Origin of the sequence: Burkholderia sp. Bp8994, assembly GCF_003853805.1 — a bacterium.
GTDB lineage: Bacteria > Pseudomonadota > Gammaproteobacteria > Burkholderiales > Burkholderiaceae > Burkholderia.
On the sequence record NZ_QTQH01000008.1, the window covers coordinates 224,386 to 245,460 of the forward strand.

At 68.9% G+C, this 21,075-nt stretch carries 18 protein-coding genes; 9 read left to right on the forward strand and 9 right to left on the reverse strand.

Annotated elements, in window-relative coordinates; translation table 11 throughout:
- Positions 1-462 precede the first annotated feature (462 nt).
- Positions 463-2,553, reverse strand: a complete 2,091-nt coding sequence (locus DIE04_RS11025; RefSeq protein ID WP_124573023.1) for a D-(-)-3-hydroxybutyrate oligomer hydrolase — start codon at positions 2,551-2,553, stop codon at positions 463-465.
- 241 nt (positions 2,554-2,794) lie between these two features.
- Complete coding sequence (locus DIE04_RS11030; RefSeq protein ID WP_044844127.1) at positions 2,795-3,160, reverse strand: BON domain-containing protein; 366 nt, start codon at positions 3,158-3,160, stop codon at positions 2,795-2,797.
- Between the two features lie 452 nt (positions 3,161-3,612).
- Here DIE04_RS11030 and DIE04_RS11035 point away from each other — a divergent pair, with 452 nt between their 5' ends.
- The 3 genes from DIE04_RS11035 to DIE04_RS11045 all read left to right on the forward strand — a co-directional run bounded on the left by DIE04_RS11035 (position 3,613) and on the right by DIE04_RS11045 (position 6,826).
- Positions 3,613-5,064, forward strand: a complete 1,452-nt coding sequence (locus DIE04_RS11035) for a TAXI family TRAP transporter solute-binding subunit (RefSeq protein WP_124488726.1) — start codon at positions 3,613-3,615, stop codon at positions 5,062-5,064.
- A gap of 107 nt (positions 5,065-5,171) precedes the next feature.
- Positions 5,172-5,810, forward strand: coding sequence for a 2-hydroxychromene-2-carboxylate isomerase (locus DIE04_RS11040; RefSeq protein ID WP_044844125.1), 639 nt, complete (start codon positions 5,172-5,174; stop codon positions 5,808-5,810).
- 68 nt (positions 5,811-5,878) lie between these two features.
- A complete protein-coding gene (locus DIE04_RS11045; RefSeq protein ID WP_044844124.1) occupies positions 5,879-6,826 on the forward strand; it encodes a LysR family transcriptional regulator in 948 nt (315 codons plus the stop codon).
- 54 nt (positions 6,827-6,880) lie between these two features.
- Here DIE04_RS11045 and DIE04_RS11050 read toward each other — a convergent pair whose 3' ends face one another.
- From DIE04_RS11050 to xdhA, 4 genes are all read right to left on the reverse strand, one after another.
- A complete protein-coding gene (locus DIE04_RS11050; RefSeq protein WP_124522824.1) occupies positions 6,881-7,282 on the reverse strand; it encodes a nuclear transport factor 2 family protein in 402 nt (133 codons plus the stop codon).
- 97 nt (positions 7,283-7,379) lie between these two features.
- Positions 7,380-7,997: a xanthine dehydrogenase accessory protein XdhC gene (gene xdhC, locus DIE04_RS11055; RefSeq protein ID WP_124488725.1), complete on the reverse strand. Its 618-nt coding sequence runs from the start codon at positions 7,995-7,997 to the stop codon at positions 7,380-7,382.
- A 1-nt stretch (position 7,998) separates the two neighbouring features.
- A complete protein-coding gene (gene xdhB, locus DIE04_RS11060) occupies positions 7,999-10,362 on the reverse strand; it encodes a xanthine dehydrogenase molybdopterin binding subunit (RefSeq protein ID WP_044844121.1) in 2,364 nt (787 codons plus the stop codon).
- Between the two features lie 18 nt (positions 10,363-10,380).
- Positions 10,381-11,925 (reverse strand): xanthine dehydrogenase small subunit, encoded by a 1,545-nt coding sequence (gene xdhA, locus DIE04_RS11065; protein WP_124488724.1) that lies wholly within the window; start codon positions 11,923-11,925, stop codon positions 10,381-10,383.
- A 348-nt stretch (positions 11,926-12,273) separates the two neighbouring features.
- Here xdhA and DIE04_RS11070 point away from each other — a divergent pair, with 348 nt between their 5' ends.
- Positions 12,274-13,488: an MFS transporter gene (locus tag DIE04_RS11070; RefSeq protein WP_044844119.1), complete on the forward strand. Its 1,215-nt coding sequence runs from the start codon at positions 12,274-12,276 to the stop codon at positions 13,486-13,488.
- 27 nt (positions 13,489-13,515) lie between these two features.
- Here DIE04_RS11070 and DIE04_RS11075 read toward each other — a convergent pair whose 3' ends face one another.
- Entirely contained in the window at positions 13,516-13,929 is a 414-nt protein-coding gene (locus DIE04_RS11075; RefSeq protein ID WP_260426291.1) for an RES family NAD+ phosphorylase, read from the reverse strand.
- 7 nt (positions 13,930-13,936) lie between these two features.
- The gene (locus tag DIE04_RS11080) at positions 13,937-14,827 is read right to left on the reverse strand and encodes a DMT family transporter (protein WP_124573025.1); all 891 of its coding nucleotides are present in this window, start codon (positions 14,825-14,827) and stop codon (positions 13,937-13,939) included.
- A gap of 133 nt (positions 14,828-14,960) precedes the next feature.
- Here DIE04_RS11080 and DIE04_RS11085 point away from each other — a divergent pair, with 133 nt between their 5' ends.
- Positions 14,961-15,896, forward strand: coding sequence for an AraC family transcriptional regulator (locus DIE04_RS11085; RefSeq protein ID WP_044844116.1), 936 nt, complete (start codon positions 14,961-14,963; stop codon positions 15,894-15,896).
- Positions 15,897-15,964: 68 nt separating this feature from the next.
- Here the strand turns inward: DIE04_RS11085 and DIE04_RS11090 are convergent, their stop codons facing one another.
- Entirely contained in the window at positions 15,965-17,176 is a 1,212-nt protein-coding gene (locus tag DIE04_RS11090; protein WP_124488721.1) for an alanine--glyoxylate aminotransferase family protein, read from the reverse strand.
- A gap of 234 nt (positions 17,177-17,410) precedes the next feature.
- Here DIE04_RS11090 and DIE04_RS11095 point away from each other — a divergent pair, with 234 nt between their 5' ends.
- The 4 genes from DIE04_RS11095 (at position 17,411) to bluB (ending at position 20,849) form a co-directional block, all read left to right on the forward strand.
- Positions 17,411-17,656 (forward strand): hypothetical protein, encoded by a 246-nt coding sequence (locus DIE04_RS11095; RefSeq protein WP_124523367.1) that lies wholly within the window; start codon positions 17,411-17,413, stop codon positions 17,654-17,656.
- A 273-nt stretch (positions 17,657-17,929) separates the two neighbouring features.
- Positions 17,930-18,916: a LysR family transcriptional regulator gene (locus DIE04_RS11100; protein ID WP_124488719.1), complete on the forward strand. Its 987-nt coding sequence runs from the start codon at positions 17,930-17,932 to the stop codon at positions 18,914-18,916.
- Positions 18,917-18,946: 30 nt separating this feature from the next.
- Positions 18,947-19,945, forward strand: a complete 999-nt coding sequence (locus tag DIE04_RS11105) for a 2-hydroxyacid dehydrogenase (protein WP_124488718.1) — start codon at positions 18,947-18,949, stop codon at positions 19,943-19,945.
- A gap of 142 nt (positions 19,946-20,087) precedes the next feature.
- A complete protein-coding gene (gene bluB, locus DIE04_RS11110) occupies positions 20,088-20,849 on the forward strand; it encodes a 5,6-dimethylbenzimidazole synthase (protein ID WP_124488717.1) in 762 nt (253 codons plus the stop codon).
- The last annotated feature ends 226 nt before the right edge of the window (positions 20,850-21,075 follow it).

Genomic DNA, 21,075 nt, shown 5'->3' on the forward strand with positions numbered 1-21,075 from the left:
TATTCCGCGATCGCACAATGGAATCAATTCCATTGCAAACGACGATTCAATAATGTGCGGCACTGCGAATTCGCCCTCGCCATCCGCACGCGCGAGAAACCGCAAGCAAAAGCATCCCCTGCAAAGGCCGCCAGACAAGGCGCCTTCGCTTCGAACAGACGAACGACTCCCTCGACGAAATGCCGGTCAATCGCGAAAGGGCGACCAACCGCAACTCGAGCCGATTTAATAAAATCGAAAGGATCGATTAACTATACGGAAAGGAATATTGTCTTTACGGGAATTTATTAAATTAAGTTAAAATATCGGCGCATAATAGATTCCGGATTTTCCGCCGTAAAGCGATAATTTGTTACAGCGCATGCCATTCGGACCAAGGGCAATGCGGGACCGATTCCAGACGCTGAAAATAAAAAAGCCGGACGAGCGTCCGGCTTCCGTATCGCGGTGGGGCGGGTGCCGTCAGAGCGGCACATCGATCGCGCCCGCGCCGGCCGTGATCGCGTTCGCGCCGGGGGACGCCGAGATCGGCGGCAGGTTCGCGCTCGTCAGCGCCGGCGCGGCGCCCGGCGTGCCGCCGCGCGGCAGCGTGCGGACCACCTGTGACGGCGGCAGCGCGGCACCGTTCTTCAGGTGCCGCCACATCAGGTTCAGCGCCTGCAGGTTGTAGTAGTGGACCGGCACGAAGCGCGTGTCGAAGCCCGCGACGGGCAGGAACGCATCGAAGTGCTGCCCGTTCGTCACCTCGTAGAACACGAGCTGGCTGCGGCCGCCTTCACTGATGCCGTTCTGCGCGACGTACGCGCGCGACGCGTGATTCACGGGCACGAGCGCGTCGCTGCGGCCCTGCACGATGATCGCCGGCTTGCCCTGCAGGTTCGCGTTCACGCGCACCGCATCGACGTTCGCCGGCATGTCGAGCATCCCGTTGGTCCACAGCTGGCGCAGGCACAGCGCGCCCGCGAAACTCGCGTCGGGCGTCGCGAGCCGGTGGTCGACACCCGCACCGGTGTTGAACACGAGATTGACGCCTGCCGTCGGCGGCACGCCGTTGCCGAGGCCGAACACGGCCGGCATCGGCGAGGCGGCGGGCGGCGCCACCGCGCCCGTCGCCGCATTGGTGGTCGCGAAGCTGAAATTGCACAGGTTGTCGGTCACGCGCGAGCGCGTGTACGCGTTCGCATAGGTGACCGCGATCGCCGGAATCGCCTGCGAATCCCACATCGGCGCCTGCAGCAGGTCGGAATCCGCGAGATAGCCGGCCGCGTGCAGTTGCGCGAGCGCGTCGGCGGCCTGGCTCTGCGTATCGGCCCCCGACACGAACCCGGCCGCGGCGAGCGTCGCGCAGCGCTGCGTGCGGATCGACTGCGTGGTGGCGGCCGGCAGCGCGCTCAGGTACGGCGCGCCCGCGAGCGACGACGACGCGGCCGCACACGGCTCCAGCAGGTTCGCGAGCGTCGCGTAGTCGGCCAGCGGCCGGCCGAACGACGGCACCGGCTGGCCGCCCTCGCGCACGACCGCGTTCGGCGCCATCCGCACGTTGACTTGCGGCTCGCCGACCACGACCGCGGTGATCCAGCGGCGCGTGTCCTGCTCGGCCGCCGCGAGCGCCGCGCCGCCGCCGTTGCTGACGGACGCGGCGATCGTCGTGATGTCGCCCGGGCGGTAGCGCACGCCGTGATGCGAGCCGTCGACGAACGGCCCGAACTGTTCGTTGAGCGCCCAGTACGCGAATTCGACCGCCTGCAGCGTCGCGTGCCCCCAGTCCTGCTCGGGATTCTGTTGCGAATGCGCGTGCTTGAACGCGTAGCGGTTCGGGAAGCGGCTGTTGAACGCGGCCAGGTCGCTGCTCGTCACATTGGCGGTAAAGAGACTCGCATTGCCGGCGAGCACCTCGTCGGCGAGCGTGCCGTCGATCAGCGTGATCGTGTCGGTGCCGAGCTCGTGCGCGCCGTTGCCGCCGCCCTTGTCGTTGTACGCGACCGCGCAGCCGCGCTTGAGGCCCCACTCGCCGGCCGCCGAAATCGCGCCGTACACACCGCGCGAACCGGACGACGTCGCGGTGACGATGCACGGCTGCGCGGGGTCGAAGCTCGCGGGCACCTGCACGAGCAGCGTCACGTTCTTGCGGCCGCTGCCGTCGTCGGAATACGCGAGATATTCGGTGCCGGGAATCTTGCCTTCGCCGAGCGTGTCGTTGCCGTCGAGGTCGACGTTCGGTCCCCAGAAACGGCCGTAGCCGCCGTTGGCGCTCATGTCGACGAGCGCGCGGTAGTTCGACCAGATCGCGAGCCGGCGCAGCTCGGCGCTCGTCGGCCGCGACGGATTCGCGAACGCCGGCGCGGTGGCGGCGGCGAGGCCCGTCTTGCCGAGACCGGCAGTCAGCAGGTCGTCGCCCGTACCGTCGTAGGCGGTGGTGCGCACGCTGCCGGACACGAACCCGGGCAGCCGATTGCGTTCGGACGACTCGTCGCCGTTGCAGGCGCCGAGCAACGTGATCGCGACCAGCGCCGCGCCCCAAAGAATCCGACTGCCCCACCCGTGCGTTGTCATTGCCGCCCTCTCGATATCGTTATCGGTGCGCCGCTGCGTCGTGCGCGGCTCGCGGCCTGTCGGGAAAACGCCGGGCCGCCCAAGGTTTTCCGCCCCGAAGGAAGTTTCCTTGGGGGACGCCCGCTCCGGGGCCTGGCGCGAAGCGGCGGGCCCTGGGGGCATTCAAAAGTGCAAACGGGCCCCGGCACGCCGGGGCCCGCGTGAAAGCGGGCGCGCGGCGCTGGCGCGCCGCCGCCCGGCATCATTGCTGCTGAACCGTCAGCTTGTTCGTGACCGACGTCACGCCCTTCACGCCCTTCGCCGCCTCTTCCGCCTTGTCGATCTGTGCCTGGTCGGGCACCGTGCCCTCCAGCGAGATCGCGCCGCCCTTCGAGCGCACGACGATGTTCGCCACGTCGATGCCGCCTGCCTTCGTAATGGCCTTGCGCACCGCATAGCCGAGCTGGCGGTTGGCCTTCTTCGCGGTCTTGGCCGCCGCCTTCGGCGAGCTCGCTGCCGCGGCCGGCGCTTCGGTGGCCGCCGCATCGCTCGACTGCGCGTACACGCTGCCCGTCAGACAGGCCGCCACGGCCGCAACACCCAACGCTCTCAACACGATCGACTTCATGCTATCTCCTTGTAACTCCGGAACGGCCGTGCACAGTACGGCCGGATACCCCCAAAGGCAGCCGGCCCGCGCGCGAACGGGCGGGACGGCCGATGATTTCCACGGCGATGCGAGAGAGGCGACACGGGCCGGCGGCCGGCGCGCGCGAATGCGGGCCGGCCGGGCCGGACAGCCGCCGGCCGGGCGCGCCCGGTCTCATAACGTGCCGGGTCGTGCGCGAATCGGGCGCGGCTGCGTCGCACAATGTAATCCAGCGCCAGCCGAAGCGCAAAGCTTTTGACGCGTGGCCGCCCGCCATCCGCCCGCGCGCGCCCGTGTCCGCCGCCGCGCGACGGCGCCGGACTCGCGCACGCCGGGCGAAACCGGGTACCATCGCCGCCAGAACGCGCATCGCGTGCCTTGTCCGCGACGGCCGTCATCGATGCGTCACGCCCGTGTCATCCGCCGACTCCATGAAGCCAGCCCGCCCCCGCCCGCCCCGCCGCATCCTCGCCCGCTTCGTCGCGGTGTCGTGGCGCGACCTCGCGCTGTCGATCGGCCCCACCGTGCTGCTCGCGGTCGCGGCGGTCTGGTTCGCGGTCAAGCTGATCCAGCCGGCGCCGCCGTCCACGCTCGTGATTTCGTCCGGCCCGCCCGGCAGCACCTACTGGAACGCCGCGCAGAAATACAAGGCGATCCTCGCGAAGAACGGCGTCACGCTCGACGTCCAGTCATCCGAAGGATCCGCGCAGAACCTCGCGCGGCTGTCGAATCCGGACGCGCCGGTCGACGTCGGCTTCGTGCAGAGCGGCATCGGCCCGAAGGAGCGCGATGAACACCTGGTCTCGCTCGGCAGCATCGGCTACGTGCCGCTCGCGATCATGTACCGCGGGCCGGTGGTCGCACGCCTGTCCGACTTCAAGGGCAAGCGGCTCGCGCTCGGCGCGGAAGGCAGCGGCGCGCGCGAATTGAGCCTGGCGCTGCTGAAGATGAACGGCATCGTGCCGGGCGGCTCGACCGAGCTGCTGCCGACCGCCGGCGAGGACGCCGCGGCCGCGCTGCTCGACGGCAAGATCGACGCCGCGTTCCTGTCCGGCGACTCGACGCAGATCCCGGTGATGGCGAAGCTGTTCCGCGCGCCCGGCGTGCACGTGTACTCGTTCACGCAAGCCGAGGCCTACGCGCGGCGCTTTCCGTACCTGACCGCGATCACGCTGCCGATGGGCGTCTACGATCTCGGCCTCAACCTGCCGCCCGCCGACATCCACACGGTCGCGCCGACGATCGAGCTGGTCGCGCGCGATACGCTGCACCCCGCGCTGTCCGACCTGCTGATCGAGGCCGCGCGCGAAGTGCACGGCCACGCGACGATCCTGCAGCACGCGGGCGAATTCCCGTCGGCCGTCACGCGCGGCTTCCCGCTGTCCGACGACGCGGGGCGCTATTACAAGTCGGGCAAGTCGTTCCTGTACCGGCGGCTGCCGTTCTGGGTCGCGAGTCTCGTCGACCGGCTGCTCGTCGTCGTGGTGCCGCTGATCGTCGTGCTGATCCCCGGGTTGCGGCTGGTGCCGTCGCTGTACGGCTGGCGCGTGCGTTCGCGCATCTACCGCTGGTACGGCGCGCTGATCGCGCTCGAGCGCCGCGCGCTCGGCGAGCATACGGCCGAAGAGCGCGTCCAGTTGCTCGACGAACTCGACGACATCGAGGAAGCCGTGAACCGGATGAAGATGCCGCTTGCGTACGCGGGGCAGTTCTACGTGCTGCGCGAGCACATCGGCTTCGTGCGCGAGCGGCTCACCGCGCACGATCACGACGTCGCATCGGGCACGCCGGGCACACCCGGCGCCGGCGGCCGTGCAGCGGCGCGCGGCGGCGCGGCGGCGCCGGCCGGCGAGCCCCCCCGGGCGACTCCCGGTTCCGCATGAGCGGCCGATCCGCGATCATTGCTGCATCCGCGCGGTTGCATCCGCGCGCCGCAACGTAACATGAAGGCCGCCGCCAGGCGCGCACGCCCCACCCTCTGGAGATCGCCATGACAACCGGCCTCGACACTGCCCAGCCTGCCTGGTTCTTCGACTTCGTGTCGCCGTTCTCCTACCTGCTGCTCGAACAGCACGACAAGTGGCCCGACGTGCCGTTCGACCCCGTCGCCGTGTCGCTGCCCGACCTGCAGCGCCACTGGGGGCAGCGCCCGAGCGCCGACGTGCCGGCCAAGCGCGTGTTCACGTACCGCCACGCGCTGTTTCGCGCCGAACAGCTCGGCATCCGCTTCAAGATGCCGCCCGCGCATCCGTTCGACTCCGACAAGGTGCTGCGCCTCGCGATCGCGCTGCGCGCCGACATCGCGACCGTGCTGGAAATGTTCCGCTTCATCTGGCACGACGGCAACGATCCGTCGACGCCGGACGGGTTCGCGGCGCTGTGCGAGCGCGTCGGCGTCGGGCACGGCGACGAGCTGATCGAATTCGAGGAGACGAGCGCGCAGTTGCGCCGCAACACCGACGACGCGATCGCGCTCGGCGTGTTCGGCGTACCGACCTTCTGGATGAACCAGCAGCTGTTCTGGGGCGAGGACGCGCTGCCGATGGTGCTGTACTGCGCGCGCACGCCGAACTGGCTCGAGTCGCGCGAGGTCAAGCGGATCAGCGTGCTGCCGAAGGGGCGCACGTGATGGCCGGTATCACGCACGGCAACGTGCGGCTGCGGTAAGGTTACGCTTCTCCCGAACACCGCTCGCCGATGGAAGACGACGATCGTACCGCCTCGCTCGATATCTGGCTCGTGCGCGTATTGCGCACGCTGCTGCTCGAGCGCAGCGTCACGCAGGCCGCGCTGCGCCTGAACCAGACCCAGCCCGCGATCAGCACCGCGCTGCGCAAGCTGCGCGAGACGCTGAACGACCCGATTCTCGTGCGCGGCAAATCCGGGATGGTGCCGACCGAGTACGGCGCATCGCTGCTCGGTGCCGCGTCGCGCGCGCTGCGCGAGGTCGACTTCATCGCGACGCCGCACGGCGACTTCGATCCATCGTCCGCGCGGCGCACGTTCCGCGTCGCCGCGCCCGACTACCTCAACGATTTCTTCATGCCGACGCTGATCGAGCGCTTTCGCGACGCGGCGCCGCATGCGCATCTGGAAATCGACTCATTGAATCCCGCGCTCGATCACGCGGAGGCGCTCGAATCGGGCGCGCTCGATCTCGTGATCGGCAACTGGCCGAAGCCCGACCCGCGGTTCGCGCGCCAGGACCTGTTCTCCGACACGATCGTGTGCCTGATGCGCGACGCGCATCCGCTCGCCCGCGAACCGCTCACGCGCGAAGCGTACGCGTCGGCCGCGCACGTCGCGCCGACGCCGTACACCGGCGACAAGCGCAACGCGATCGAGATCGGCCTCGCCCGCGCCCGCCTCACGCGACGGATCGTGACGACGCTGCCGTACTTCGGCATCGTGCCGCAGGTGCTGCTGCAGTCGGACCTGATCTTCACGACGACGCGCCGCTTCGCGACGCACTACGCGCAGCTGCTGCCGCTCGTCGTCGTCGCGCCGCCCGTGCCGTTCCCGCGCATCAAGAGCTACCTGCTCACGCACCCGCACCCCGATCGCCCGACCGACATCGCGTGGCTGTGTGCGCTGATGCAAAGCGTGTCCGACGAGCTGACCGCCGCACGCGGCCGCAAGCGCTGAAGCGGCGCTGCCCCCCCGCGGAATCGCCCGCGCACGATCACGCGGCGCGGCCGCTCAGGCCGTGCAGAAGGTTTCCTGCAGATGGGTCCAGCGCACGACGCCTGCCGCGTCGCGCGCGAACACGGCGGTCGCGCGACGCGCGGGCAGTTCGCCCGACGCCGCCTGCTGCGCTTCAAGATAGGTGAGCACCGCATGCGACGCGTCTGCCGCGAGCACGCGGATGTCCGACAGTTTGATGCGCAGCCCCGGCTTCGCGCCGCCGAGCTTCGCGAACAGCGCGCGCGTGTCGTCGCGGTCGAACGCGCGACCGTCGGTCATGATCATCGTGAATTCGGCGGAGAAAGGCGCGAGCAGCGCATCGAGCGCCGCGGGGGAAGTATCGGCGCCGGACAGCCAGCGCTCGATGACGACGAGGCTCGCATCGAGCGCATCGAGATAGACCTGATGATCGGACATGGTACCTGCACGAAAGAACGCGCGGCCCGCTGCCGCGCGATCCGTGCAGTGTAGGCAAAAACGCGCGGACGTGGGTCGGGCGTGCCGCCCCTGATCGTTACCGTGCGCAGCGCGCGTCGTCGCGCAAGCGCCCCGCCGCGGCCGCCTTCGCATCGGCCACCGGCATGCCCGAGCGGGCCTGCAGCAGTTCCGCGCAGACGGCCACCGCGATCGCACCGGGCGCCTTGTCGACGATGCCCGCGACGCCGATCGGACACACCATCTCGGTGAGCCGCGCCGGATCGACGCCGCGCGCGGCGAGCCGGCGCTCGAACTTCACGCGCTTGGTACGCGAACCGATCATCCCGAAGTACGCGAAGTCGCGCCGCCGCATGATCTGCACGGCGAGCGAGAAGTCGAGCGCGTGGTTGTGCGTCATCACGAGGAAGTACGCGCCGGGCGGCGCCGCGTCGACGACGGCCTCGGGTATGTCGGTCGGCTCCGGCTGCACGTTCGGCGGACATTCGTCCGGGAACAGCTCGTCGCGCGTATCGACCCACTGCACGACGCACGGCAATGCGCCGAGCAGCGTGACGAGCGCATGGCCGACGTGCCCCGCGCCGAACAGCACGATGTGCATCGGCGCGGACGTACCGGTCGCGCGGTTGCGCTGGCCGGTACCCTGCGCGAATGCCGGGGTCGTCGCGGTGCGAAACGAACGTGCAGGCCCGTTCATCTCAACCTGCCTGACCGGCGCGCGCAGCACGCACCGCAGTGATCGCGCGCAGGATCGACTCGCCGGTGGCCGGCGCGTCGAGCGGCGGATTCACCCGGTAGTCGCCGACCGCCGCAATCGCGTCGCGCACCGCGAAGAACACCGAGAACGGCAGCAGCAGCGGCGGTTCGCCGACGGCCTTCGAACGATGGATGCTGTCCTCCACGTTGCGGTTCTGGAACAGCCGCACGTTGAATTCGGGCGGCGTGTCGTTGACCGTCGGGATCTTGTACGTGGACGGCGCATGCGTCATCAGCTTGCCGCCCTTGTTCCACCACAGCTCCTCGGTCGTGAGCCAGCCCATTCCCTGGATGAACGCGCCTTCGACCTGGCCGATGTCGAGCGCCGGGTTCAGCGATGCGCCCACGTCGTGCAGCGCGTCGACGCGCAGCGTGCGCATCTCGCCCGTCAGCGTGTCGATCACGACCTCCGACACGGCCGCGCCGTACGAGTAGTAATAGAACGGCCGGCCCTGCAGCTTCGACTGATCCCAGTACAGCTTCGGCGTCGCGTAGAAGCCGTCGGACCACAGCTGCACGCGCGCGAGATACGCCTTCGCGATCACCTCGCCGAACGGCACGCTCGCGCCGCCGATCCACACGAAGTCGTTGCCGAACTTCACGTCGGCCGCATCGACCTTGCCGTCGCCGAACTGCTTCGCCGCGAACGCCGCGAGGCGCTCGCGCAGCTGGCGCGCCGCATCCTGCGCGGCCTTGCCGTTCAGGTCGGAGCCCGTCGACGCAGCCGTCGCGGACGTGTTCGCGACCTTGCTCGTGTCGGTCGCCGTCACGCGGATCCGGCCGAAGCGGATGCCGAGCTCGTGCGCGACGACCTGCGCGACCTTCGTGTTGAGCCCCTGCCCCATCTCCGTGCCGCCGTGGTTCACGAGCACCGAGCCGTCGGTGTAGATGTGCACCAGCGCGCCCGCCTGGTTGAAGTGCGTGACGTTGAACGCGATGCCGAACTTCACCGGCGTGAGCGCGATGCCCTTCTTCAGCACCGTGTTGCGTGCGTTGAATTCGCGCACGCCCGCGCGCCGCGCGCGGTAGTCGCTCGTCGACTCGAGTTCGCCGAGCAGTTCGTGCAGCACGTTGTCCTCGACCGTCTGCCCGTAAGGCGTCACGTTGCGCTCGGTCTTGCCGTACAGGTTCGCGTAGCGCACGTCGAGCGGATCGCGGCCGAGCGCGCGCGCGACGTCGTCGAGGATGTATTCGATCGCGAACGCGCCCTGCGGCCCGCCGAAGCCGCGGAACGCGGTGTTCGACTGCGTGTTGGTCTTGCCGCAGTAGCCGGCGATGTCGACGTCGCCGAGCCAGTACGCGTTGTCGAAGTGGCACACCGCGCGCGTCATCACCGGGCCCGACAGGTCCGCCGAGAAGCCGCAGCGCGACGTCATGTCGAGCGCGACGCCGTCGAGGCGGCCGTCGTCGTCGTAGCCGACGTCGAAGCGGTAATGGAAGTCGTGTCGCTTGCCGGTGATCATCATGTCGTCGTCGCGGTCCGGACGCAGCTTCACCGGGCACAGCAGCTTCCACGCGGCGAGCGCCGCGCAGCATGCGAACAGGCCCGACTGCGATTCCTTGCCGCCGAACCCGCCGCCCATCCGGCGGCATTCGACCAGCACGTTGTGCGACGCGACGCCGAGCACGTGCGCGACGAGGTGCTGCATCTCGCTCGGGTGCTGCGTCGAGCAGTACACGTGCATCCCGTCGTCGTCCTTCGGCACCGCGTACGCGATCTGCCCTTCCAGGTAGAACTGCTCCTGGCCGCCGAGCAGCATCTCGCCCGACTCGCGATGCGGCGCGGCGGCGAGCCGCGCGGCCGCGTCGCCGCGCGCGAGTTTCAGCGGCGGGATCACATAGGTTTCGGCCTGCCGCGCTTCCTGCGCGGTCAGGATCGCGGGCAGCTCCTCGTAGTCGACCTGCGCGCGGCGCGCGGCGAGCCGCGCGGTTTCGTGCGACGTCGCGACGACGATGAACATCGGCTGGCCGACGAACTGCACGATGCCTTTGGCGAGTACCGGATCGTCGTGGATGATCGGGCCGCAATCGTTGACGCCGGGGATGTCGTCGGCCGTGAACACGGCGACCACGCCGGGCGTCGCGCGCACCGCGTCGAAATTCATCGACACGATCTTCGCGTGCGGCTTCGCGGACAACCCGAGCGCAGCGTGCAGCGTGCCCGCGACGAGCGGGATGTCGTCGGTGTAGGTCGCGCGCCCGCTCACGTGCAGGTGCGCGGATTCGTGCGCGCGCGAGACGTGCACCTGCGCGGCGTCGGCCTGCGGGTCGAGGGTGTTCAGGAACGGTTCTGCTTGCTGGTTCATGTTCGGTGTTCTCCCTCGTCAGACGCGCGCCGCGTCGTCGGCAACTTCGGCGGCCACTTCACGCACGTTCAGCGCCTGCGGCGGCAGCGGGTCGTGCGGGCGCGTCTCCAGCCAGAATCGGTACATCAGGTTCTTCGCGGTATCGAGGCGATACGCGCTCGTCGCACGCATGTCGGTGAGCGGCTGGTAGTCGCGCTCGAGCGCCTGCATCGCGGCCTGCGCGGTGGCTTCGTGCCACTGCGCGCCGTCGAGCAGGCTCTCCGTATGCGTCGCGCGCTTCGGCGTCGCGGCCATCCCGCCGAACGCGATGCGCGGCTCGCGGATCAGCTCGCCGTCCGCGATGAACGCGAACGCCGCGCACACCGCCGAAATGTCGGAGTCGAAGCGCTTCGACAGCTTGTAGGTGCGGAACTGCAGCTTCGCGCGCGCACCGGTGCGGGTCGGCACCTTCAGGCCGACGACGAATTCGTGCGGCGCCATGTCCTTTTGCTGATAGCCGGTGTAGAGCGCCTCGAGCGGCAGCTCGCGCACCGTGTCGCCGCCGCGCAGCACGACCCGCGCGCCGAGCGCGATCAGGCCCGGCATCGAGTCGCCGATCGGCGAGCCGTTCGCGACGTTGCCGCCGATCGTCCCCGCGTTGCGGATCGGCAGCGACGCGAAGCGCTTCCACATTTCGGTCAGTTCCGGATACGTGCCGGCGAGTGCCGCATAGCCGTCCTCGACCGTCACGCCCGCGCCGATCTCGATCCAGTCGTCGCCGTGCACGACGGTCCGCAGTTCGGCGATCTGGCCGACGTAGATCAGGTCGTCGAGGCGACGCATCTGCTTGGTGACCCACAGGCCGATGTCGGTGCTGCCAGCGAGCAGCCGTGCATCCGGGCGCTCGACCTTCAGCGCGGCCAGCGCGTCGAGCGTGCGCGGCGCGGCGAAGCGCGCGCCGTCGCGCGTCGTGTAGTCGAACGTGTCGTCACGCTTGAGCGACGCGAGCGTGCGGGCCAGCGCGGCCGTATCGACCGGTGCCGTCGGCGCCGGCGCACCGAACATCTGCACGGCCGCATCGACGATCGGGCGATAGCCGGTGCAGCGGCACAGGTTGCCGGTGAGCGCATCGGCGATCTCGGTGCGCGTCGGCACGTCCTTCGCCTTCGCGCACGTGCCGGCGCAGCCTTCATGGCCGTGCTTCTCGTACAGCGCCCACATCGACATCACGAAACCGGGCGTGCAGAACCCGCATTGCGAGCCGTGGCAATCGACCATCGCCTGCTGCACCGGATGCAGCGAACCGTCCGGCTGGCGCAGGTCTTCCACCGTCAACAGCGCCTTGCCGTCGAGCGTGGGCAGGAACTGGATGCAGGCATTGACGGCCTTGAACGCGACCGTACCCGTGTCGGTCAGCTCGCCGACGACGACCGTGCACGCGCCGCAGTCGCCTTCCGCGCAGCCTTCCTTGGTGCCGGTGCAGTGCGCATCCTCGCGCAGGTACTGCAGCACGGTGCGGGTGACGTCCGCGCCGCTGACTTCGCGGACCGCGTGACGATGGTAGAAGCGGATCGGCTCACTCATGTCTCTATCGTTCTTCCGGTGGGGGCAAGGCGGCCTGCGCGGGGCGCTCGACCGACGTTTCTCTGACAGTTTGCACGCTATCACCGTCAAATTCCGCAACCCATAGCCCATCACGCATGGGGCCCATATAACTGCCGCGATATGCGCGCCGCGGCCGCCCGGCAGGCGTCGGGCGCCTTGCCCGGCCTGGGTTCCGGCCTGCCCGCAGCGGTCCGTCAGCCATTCTTCGACGATGAAAATGGGTCGCGATTAACTAAATGGTACCTGCGTGAAAACCGGTTCCATGGGAAAATCCCGATTCCGTTTTTCGCCGCTTTCCGCTCCGTTTCGTCCATTCGATCCGACCCCATGTCAACCGATTCCGCCACACCGCCGCGCAGCGGGTTTGCCGTCACGCTGCAAATCGTGTCCGTCGTCTGTTTCACGTTCATCTGCTATCTGACCATCGGCCTGCCGCTCGCGGTGCTGCCGGGCTTCGTCCATGACGACCTCGGTTTTTCCGCGATCGTCGCGGGCGGCGCGATCAGCGTCCAGTATTTCGCGACGCTCGCGTCGCGCCCGCTCGCCGGGCGCTTCGCCGATACGCTCGGGCCGAAGCAGACGGTGCTGCGCGGGCTGATCGGCTGCGGCGTGTCGGGCGTGCTGCTGCTCGTCGCGCTGCTGCTGGCTCACTGGCCGGTCGCGAGCCTCGTGCTGCTGGTCGCGAGCCGGCTCGTGCTCGGCGTCGGCGAGAGCCTGTGCGGCACCGGTGCGATCCTGTGGGGCATCGGGCGGGTCGGCGTCGCGCACAACGCGAAGGTGATCTCGTGGAACGGCATCGCGACCTACGGGGCGCTCGCGCTCGGCGCGCCGGTCGGCGTCGCGATCGCGCACACGCTGAATCCGGCGCTGATCGGCGTGATCGTGATCGCGCTCGCCGCGATCGGCTTCTATCTCGCGCGCCTGATCGCTTCCGTGCCGCTCGTGCACGGCGAACGGATGTCGTATGCGAGCGTGTTCACGCGCGTACTGCCGCACGGCCTCGGCCTCGCGCTCGGCTCGGCCGGCTTCGGCTCGATCGCGACCTTCGTCACGCTGTACTACGCGGCGCGCCACTGGCCGAACGCCGCGCTGTCGCTGACCGTGTTCGGCACGCTGTTCATCGGCGCGCGGCTGCTGTTCGCGAACACGATCAAGACTCACGGCGGCTTCCGCGTCGCGATCGTGTCGTTCGCGTTCGAATGCTCGGGCCTCTTGCTGCTGTGGCTCGCGCCCGTGCCGCACGTCGCGCTCGTCGGCGCCGCGCTGACCGGCTTCGGCTTCGCGCTGATCTTCCCGGCGCTCGGCGTCGAGGCCGTGGCGCTCGTCCCGCCGGCGAGCCGCGGCGCGGCGCTGTCCGCGTATTCGGTGTTTCTCGACCTGTCGCTCGGCATCACGGGCCCGCTCGCCGGCTATGTGGCCGGTGCGTTCGGTTATCCGCAGGTGTTCCTGTTCGCGGCGGTGGCCGCGGCGGCCGGCGTCGCGCTGTCGATGGTGCTGTACCAGCGGCAGGCGCGGCTCGCCGGGAGCGGCGCGGCGGCGTGAGTCGTGCTGCCGCGCGCGCAACGCCGTTCAACGCAGCAACACGTTGAAGTCGCGCAATACGCGGACGGCTTGAGGATGACGCCGGAACGGAACGGCGTCCCGGAGCGAGAGCTTGGGTTCGGCACGATCGAAGAGCACGAGGGCTTCCGACGTGTTCAGATGGCGGGACATGTACAGGAACCCGTCGACCCGCCGCTGATGCCGGTGGACGGTCAGCGACCACTGCTGCGGAACGTCGTAAGGCACGATCGTCGACAACGCACCGTCGCCGCCAAGGTTCTTCAGCGGCAAGCCATGCAGGACGGCCACGGCCAACGGCGCACCGTCGAATGAAAGCACGTAGCGATCGAGCTCGGTCGTGACGAGCGGGAAACCGCCCAGCACCAGATCGGCGACTTCGTCGTGCAGCACCGTCTCCGCGAATGCGCAAGAGTGCCTGATGCCCCGGTCAAGCCACGCGCAGGAACAACCGGCGCGTCAGGTCGAACGCAACGAGATTGCCGGCCAGCACGAGCAGCAGCCCGATCACCGCGAGCGGCGACCACTGGTAGCCCTCGAAGACCGTCGACACGGCCAGCGCGACGATCGGGAACAGCACCGTGCAGTACGCCGCGCGCTCCGGCCCGATCCGCCCGACGAGCGTCAGGTACGCGGTGAACCCGATCACCGAGCCCGGCACGGCCAGATAGACGAGCGCGCCGAGATAACGCGGGCTCGGGTCGATCATGAACGGCAGCCCGGCCACCGCACTGCCGACCGTCAGGATCGCCGCGCCGATCAGCATCGCCCAGCCGTTGGTCGCGAGCGGATGCAGCCCCATCGATTGCATCCGGCTCGACAGCAGGTTGCCGGCCGAGAAGCACATCGTGCCCGCGAACGCGATCGCGAGGCCCGTCCAGGTCGCGTGATCGTCGAGGTGGCCGGCCATCTGCTGCCAGAACAGGCAGGCGATGCCGGTCAGCCCGAGCAGCGCGCCGGCAATCGCGGACGGCCGCAGCGGGCGGCCCATGAACAGCCGGCCGTTGATCGAATTCAAGAGCGGCGCGGTCGAGAAGATCACCGCGACGAGGCCGCTCGGCACGACCTGCTCCGAGTAGTAGAAGCACAGGAAATTCAGGCAGAACAACGCGAAGCCCTGCGCGACGAGGTAGCGCCACGCCTCGCGCGGCGGACGCACCGGCCGGCGCATCACGCGCAGCAGCGCGAACAGCACGGCGGCCGCGAGCGAGAAGCGCCACGCGATCGACACGGGCGGCGGCACGGCGCCGAGCTGCCATTTGATCGCGATCCAGGTGGTGCCCCAGATCAGCACGGTGACGAAATAAAGCGACAGGTTCATGGCGGCAACGAAGCGAAACGAGTGAAACGGACTCAGACTGTGCCGCCGCCCCGCCCGCGCGGATTGTCCGGAATTGCGGTCTTTTTCGGGCGGCCGCACGGCGCGTCGCGCGCGCGCTTATACTCGTCGCACCATGAGTCCGCCCCTGTACGCCCCGCCCGCCGATCACGCCGCCGCCCTTGCCGGCGGTGCGATGCCGTTCGGCCTGCAGTCGGTGTGCCGCACGCTCGCCGAGGCGAACGCGACGCTCGAGCGCTTCACGTGGCTCGGCGATCATCTCGCGATCGCCGAATGGACGCGCATCACCGACGAAAGCGAGACGATCTACGAACAACCGGGCCACCACACGCTGTCGTGCTATCTCGACGGCGGCTACCGGACGGAGCGCGAACGCGTGCCGCGCTACGGCGCGCCGAGCCTGCTGTGCACGCTGCCGGGGGACCATGAATCGCGCTGGTGGGTGCGCGGCGAGATGCACTTCATCCACCTGTACTTCCTGCCCGAGCACTTCACGCAGCGCGCGATCCGCGAACTCGATCGCGAGCCGCGCGAGCTGAAGCTCGCCGACCGCACCTATTTCGAGGATGCGCGCGTCGCGGCGCAGTTCCGTTCGCTCGCGCTGGAGCGCTGGGACGATGCCGACGGGCGGCTGCGCGTGAACGAGGCCGCGCACGACGTACTGAGCCTGCTACTGCGCGGCCAGAGCACGACGCGCACCGACGTGCCGTTCCGCGGCGGACTCGCGCCGGCCGTGCGCCGCCGCGTGCGCGACTACATCGACAGCTACCTGTCGCAACCGCTGACGCTCGGCGAACTGGCGGAGGTCGCCGCGCTGTCCGAATATCACTTCTCGCGGATGTTCCGGCTGTCGTTCGGCCGCGCGCCGCACGCGTGGGTGGCCGAGCAGCGGCTCGCGCGGGCGCGCCTGCTGCTGCGCACGACGGCGCTGCCGCTCGCGCAGGTCGCGGCCGAATGCGGCTACGCGAACGCCGGCCACTTCAGCCATCGCTTTCGCGACGCGCACGGCACGACGCCGAACGCGTACCGGCGCGCGATGCAGGGCGGCTGAGCCCCGCGCGCACCTTCAACGTGCCGGCTGGCGCAGCGCGCACCCGGCACGCATCACCGTCTCCCTGCTTACGCGCCCCGCTGCGACAATTCCTGCTCGAGCGCGGCCACGCCGGCCGGCAGGTCCACCGGCACCTTCAGGTCGATCATCGTGCGGCCGAACGCATGCAGCGTGCGGAACAGGTTGTGTTCGCGGCACTGTTCGCCCATCTGCCCGATCCGCACGATCGGCAGCCCGAACGAGCCCGAGATCTCGACCTGGTACTGCTTCGAGATATGGCCGCACACCATCCCGGGCGTGAGCCCTTCGGGCGTCTCGATCCCGACCACCGAATTGAGCCGGCAGTCCTTCGGCGCATAGAGCGCGAGCCCCATCGCCTCGACGCCCGCCTGCAACGCGAGCGAGCAGCGCAGGTGGCGCGCGAAGCGGCTTTCGAGCGTCTCCGCGCAGACGAGCCGCAGCGCCTCGTGCAGCGCGAGCACGCCCGACACCGGCGCCGTGTAGTGGTAGCCCGCGTTGTGCCAGAAGTTCTCCGCGAGCGCCATGTCGAGGCACCAGTGCGCATTCGGTTCCGGACGCTGCTTCATCCGGTCCCACGCGGCGTCCGAGAACGCGATCAGCGATACGCCGGGAATCGACGACAGCCCCTTCTGGCCGCCCGTGATCACCGCATCGATGCCCCACGCGTCCATCTCGAGCGGCATCGTCGACAGCGTGCACACCGCATCGACGACGACCAGCGCGCCGGCCGCCTTCGCGAGCGCCGCGATGTCGCGCAGCTCGCGGTTCCACACGGTGTTCGACGTCTCGCCCTGCACGATCGTGACGATCTCGGGCCGCTCGCGCGCGATCGCGTCCGCGATCTCGTCGAGGCTCGCGACCGAGCGGTCGGCCACTTCAAGCGTGGCGACGTCGGCGCCGACGCGCGTGGCCATCTCGGCCATCCGCGCGCTGAAGAAGCCGTTGCGGATCGACAGCACGCGCGTGCCGCGCCACGCGAGGTTCGAGATCGCCATTTCCATCGCGGCGGAACCGGGGCCGGCGACGCCGAGCACCCACTTCGTGCGGGTCTGGAACACGTAGCGCGCCATCTCCTTCACCTGCTCGATGATCTTCGCCATCGTCGCGCCGAGGTGGTTGATCACGATCGTGTTCGCCTTCGCGACGGCGGCCGGGATCGGGACCGGGCCGGCCCCCATCATCAGCAGCGGTTCTTCGGGCAGGATCGCGTCGAGCGGCACGACGACGGGACAGGGAATCGGCGAGTAATCGATGGACATGGCTGGTAAAAGAGGAACGGAGAAAACGCTCGGACGTCGTTCGCCGCACGGCACGGCGAACTGATCGATCATTCCGCGTTCCGCGCCCGTGCGCAAGAGGCACGCGCGCCCGGACAGCGTGACGCTGGCCCGGTCGACGGACCGGGCCAGCCGGCCGCGCCCGCGCCGCACGACCGGGTTTCGTATTGCCGTGGCATTGCCGGCCGCATGCGAAACGGTTCCAACGGACGGTCGATGCCCGCGATTTTCTCCGGCAATATTGAGATGCGCATCCTGACGCCCGAGTTCAGCATGCCGCATGCATCTACCGGAATACCGGTCACCACGATAAAAATCGCGCGACTGGCATCGGCACACGAAAACCAGACCGGCACAAAAACATCCACTATCGCAGCATCTATTGGTGAGCGATTTCACCCATTACCGCACGACGTCGCATCCAGACCGCATCAACATATTGATTTATATGAGCAATATTAAAATACAAGGCGGACCTTCCGAATACACGCCGGACTAACCCAGGTGCATACCAGCGCCGCCGATCCGTTAAATCGATACCCGCGATTTCGATTTTACGCAAGCCGCCCCTTTTCTCAGGTTGACGATATCGCTTCCGTAATGAACAATCGTCTGCAGAATCGAAAACCGATTTTTCGAGACGAACGAGACCCGGGGGTGGCGCGACGGTTTTCCAGGTCGTTTGACGAAAAATCCCAACCAAAATCAATCAACCGGGCCAGAAATTCGCGAGCCATGAACCAGATTCAGACCATGCGTGTGTTCGTCTGCGTCGCCGAGCAGCAGAGCTTCCGGCGCGCGGCGCACCATCTAGGCGTGTCCAACGCGCTCGTCACGCGCTCGATCGCGATGCTCGAGTCGCACCTGAACACGCGGTTGATCCACCGCACCACGCGCAACCTGTCGCTGACCGAGGCCGGCCTGCGCTACCTCGACGGCTGCCGTGCGCTGCTCGAGGAATTCGACCACCTCGAGGCATCCGTCGCGCACGCCGTGCGCGAGCCGGCCGGCACGCTGCGCGTCGTCGCATCGGGCCTGCTGTCGCCGCTCGCGCTGACGCCGCTCGTCAGCAGTTTCCGGCACCGCTACCCCGAACTGCGCGTGCAGCTCACCGTCGCCGAGGGGCCGCTCGACGTGCTCGATTCGGGCTACGACGTCGGCATCGTGACCGGCAACCGGCTCGACGGCAACCCGACGCTGATCGGCCACGCGCTCACGCCGAACCCGTTCGTCGCCTGCGCGGCGCCCGCCTATCTCGAACGGCGCGGCGAGCCGCGCGCACCCGACGACCTGCCGGGCCACGACTGGGTCGCGCTCGCGCCGCACCAGCATGCGCCCGCGTGGCGGCTGGTCGGCCACGACGGCGTCACGCATTCGGTCACGGTGCGCCCGACCTGCACGGTCAACCAGCTGGCGCTCGTGCAGGCGGCAGCCGTCGCCGGGTCCGGCATCGCGGTACTGCCCGAGCCGAGCGTCGCCGATGCACTCGCCACCGGCACGCTGGTGCGGCTGTTGCCCGCTTACCGGATCGACGACCCGGACGCGCAGCTGTCGCTCGTCTACCCGAACCGCCAGTACGTGCCGGCCCGCACGCGCAGCTTCGTCGAGCATGCGCTCGAGCATTTCGGCGCGCAGGCGGCCCGCGAGCGAACCGGCTACGGCTTCCTGCACACGCCCGATCGCGCCGAGATCGTCGCGGGCCGGCAGACGGGCCTGCAGTAAACTGCACGCGACAGCCATCGGAGGTGCAGCGTGCGTGTGATCCTGTTCAGCAGCCGGCAGTACGACGACGAATCGTTCACCGCCGCCAATCGGCCATTCGGTTATCGGCTGCACTTCCAGCCGTCGCACCTCGACGCGGAAACCGCGATCCTCGCGCACGGCTATGAGGTCGTCTGCCCGTTCGTCAACGACACCGTCGACGCGGCCGTGCTCGCACGGCTCGCCGACGGCGGCACGCGCCTGATCGCGCTGCGCTCGGCCGGCTTCAACCATGTCGACCTGGCGGCCGCCGAGCGGCTCGGCATCGCGGTCGTGCGGGTGCCCGCGTATTCCCCGCATGCGGTCGCCGAACACGCGGTCGCGCTGATCCTCGCGCTCAACCGCCGGCTGCCGCGCGCGGTCGCACGCACGCGCGAAGGCGACTTCTCGCTGAACGGCCTGCTCGGCTTCGACCTGCACGGCAAGACGGTCGGCGTGATCGGCACGGGCCTGATCGGCCGCGTGTTCGCGAAGATCATGATGGGCTTCGGGATGCATGTGCTCGCACACTCGATGCCGCCGTACGACGAGGAGCTGATCGCGTACGGCGCGCGCTACGTCGAGCTGGACGAACTGCTGCACCATGCCGACATCATCAGCCTGCACTGCCCGCTGCTGCCGTCGACGCACCATCTGATCAACGCGCAGACGCTCGCGCGGATGAAGCACGGTGCGATGCTGATCAATACCGGCCGCGGCGGCCTGGTCGATGCGCCGGCGCTGATCGACGCGCTCAAGAGCGGGCAGCTCGGCCACCTCGGGCTCGACGTGTACGAGGAGGAGAGCGGCCTCTTCTTCGAGGATCACTCCGACCTGCCGCTGCAGGACGACGTGCTCGCGCGCCTGCTGACGTTCCCGAACGTGATCGTCACGTCGCACCAGGCGTTCTTCACGCGCGAGGCGCTCGCCGAGATCGCGCACACGACGCTGCTGAACATCGAGGCGTGGCACGCCGGCACGCCGACCAACGTCGTCACGACGGGGCGCTGAGCCACGTCGTTCCGCACGGCGTTGGCGCAGCGCCTGAGCGCACGCGATCCATCAACGATTCGTCAATTTATTTCGACTGATGTAACGCTGCGCGCGCGGCGTCTGCTATCGTTGCGCCGACTTCCCCCTGCTTCTGCCGCTCATGCGTTTCGACGACTCCGCCATTGCCGCGGTCTACCGCGCCATCTTCGAACGGCGCGACATGCGCCACTTCACGCCGGCACCCGTCGATCCGGCCACGCTCGCGCGGCTGCTGCGCGCCGCGCACCACGCGCCGAGCGTCGGCTTCATGCAGCCGTGGCGCTTCATCCGCATCACCGATCCCGCGCTGCGCACCGCGATCCATGCGCTGGTCGAGGCCGAGCGCCGCGCGACCGCCGACGCGCTCGGCGAGCGGCAGGACGAATTCATGCGGCTGAAGGTCGAAGGCGTGCGCGAATGCGGCGAACTGCTGGTCGTCGCGCTGACCGACGACCGCGAGCGCCACGTGTTCGGCCGCCGCACGCTGCCGGAGATGGACCTCGCGTCGGCCGCCTGCGCGATCCAGAACATGTGGCTCGCCGCGCGCGCCGAAGGGCTCGGGATGGGCTGGGTGTCGCTGTTCGATGTCGACGCGCTGCGCACGTTGCTCGGCATGCCGGCCGGCGCGAAGCCGATCGCCGTGCTGTGCGTCGGGCACGTCGACGCGTTCTATGCGAAGCCAATGCTCGAGGAAGAGCGGTGGGCCGCGCGGATGCCGATCGAGGCGTGCCTGTTCGAAAACGGCTGGGATGCGTCGGCGGCCGGGGTCGCCGAGGGCAATGCAGCATCCGGCGCGACCGGCGGATCGTCGCCGTCGCCCGAGCTTGCCGCACCCGACGACCGCTCCGGCTCGACACCCGCCGGCGCCCTGTCCGACCGCTGACGGGATGCACGAGGCGCGGAACGGCCGTTTCGCCGGTCTTGCTCCGACCCGATATTACGCCTCCCCTCGCTCTCGCCCTCGCCCTCGCTCTCGCCCTTGCCTTGCCACCGAGCGCCGAGCGCCGAGCACTGAGCACTGAGCACCGCCCAATCCCACACTTTGGGCGCACCTTGGCCGCCACCCGTCGCACGCCGGCAACAACCATTTTGACCCCGAGCATAGGGGT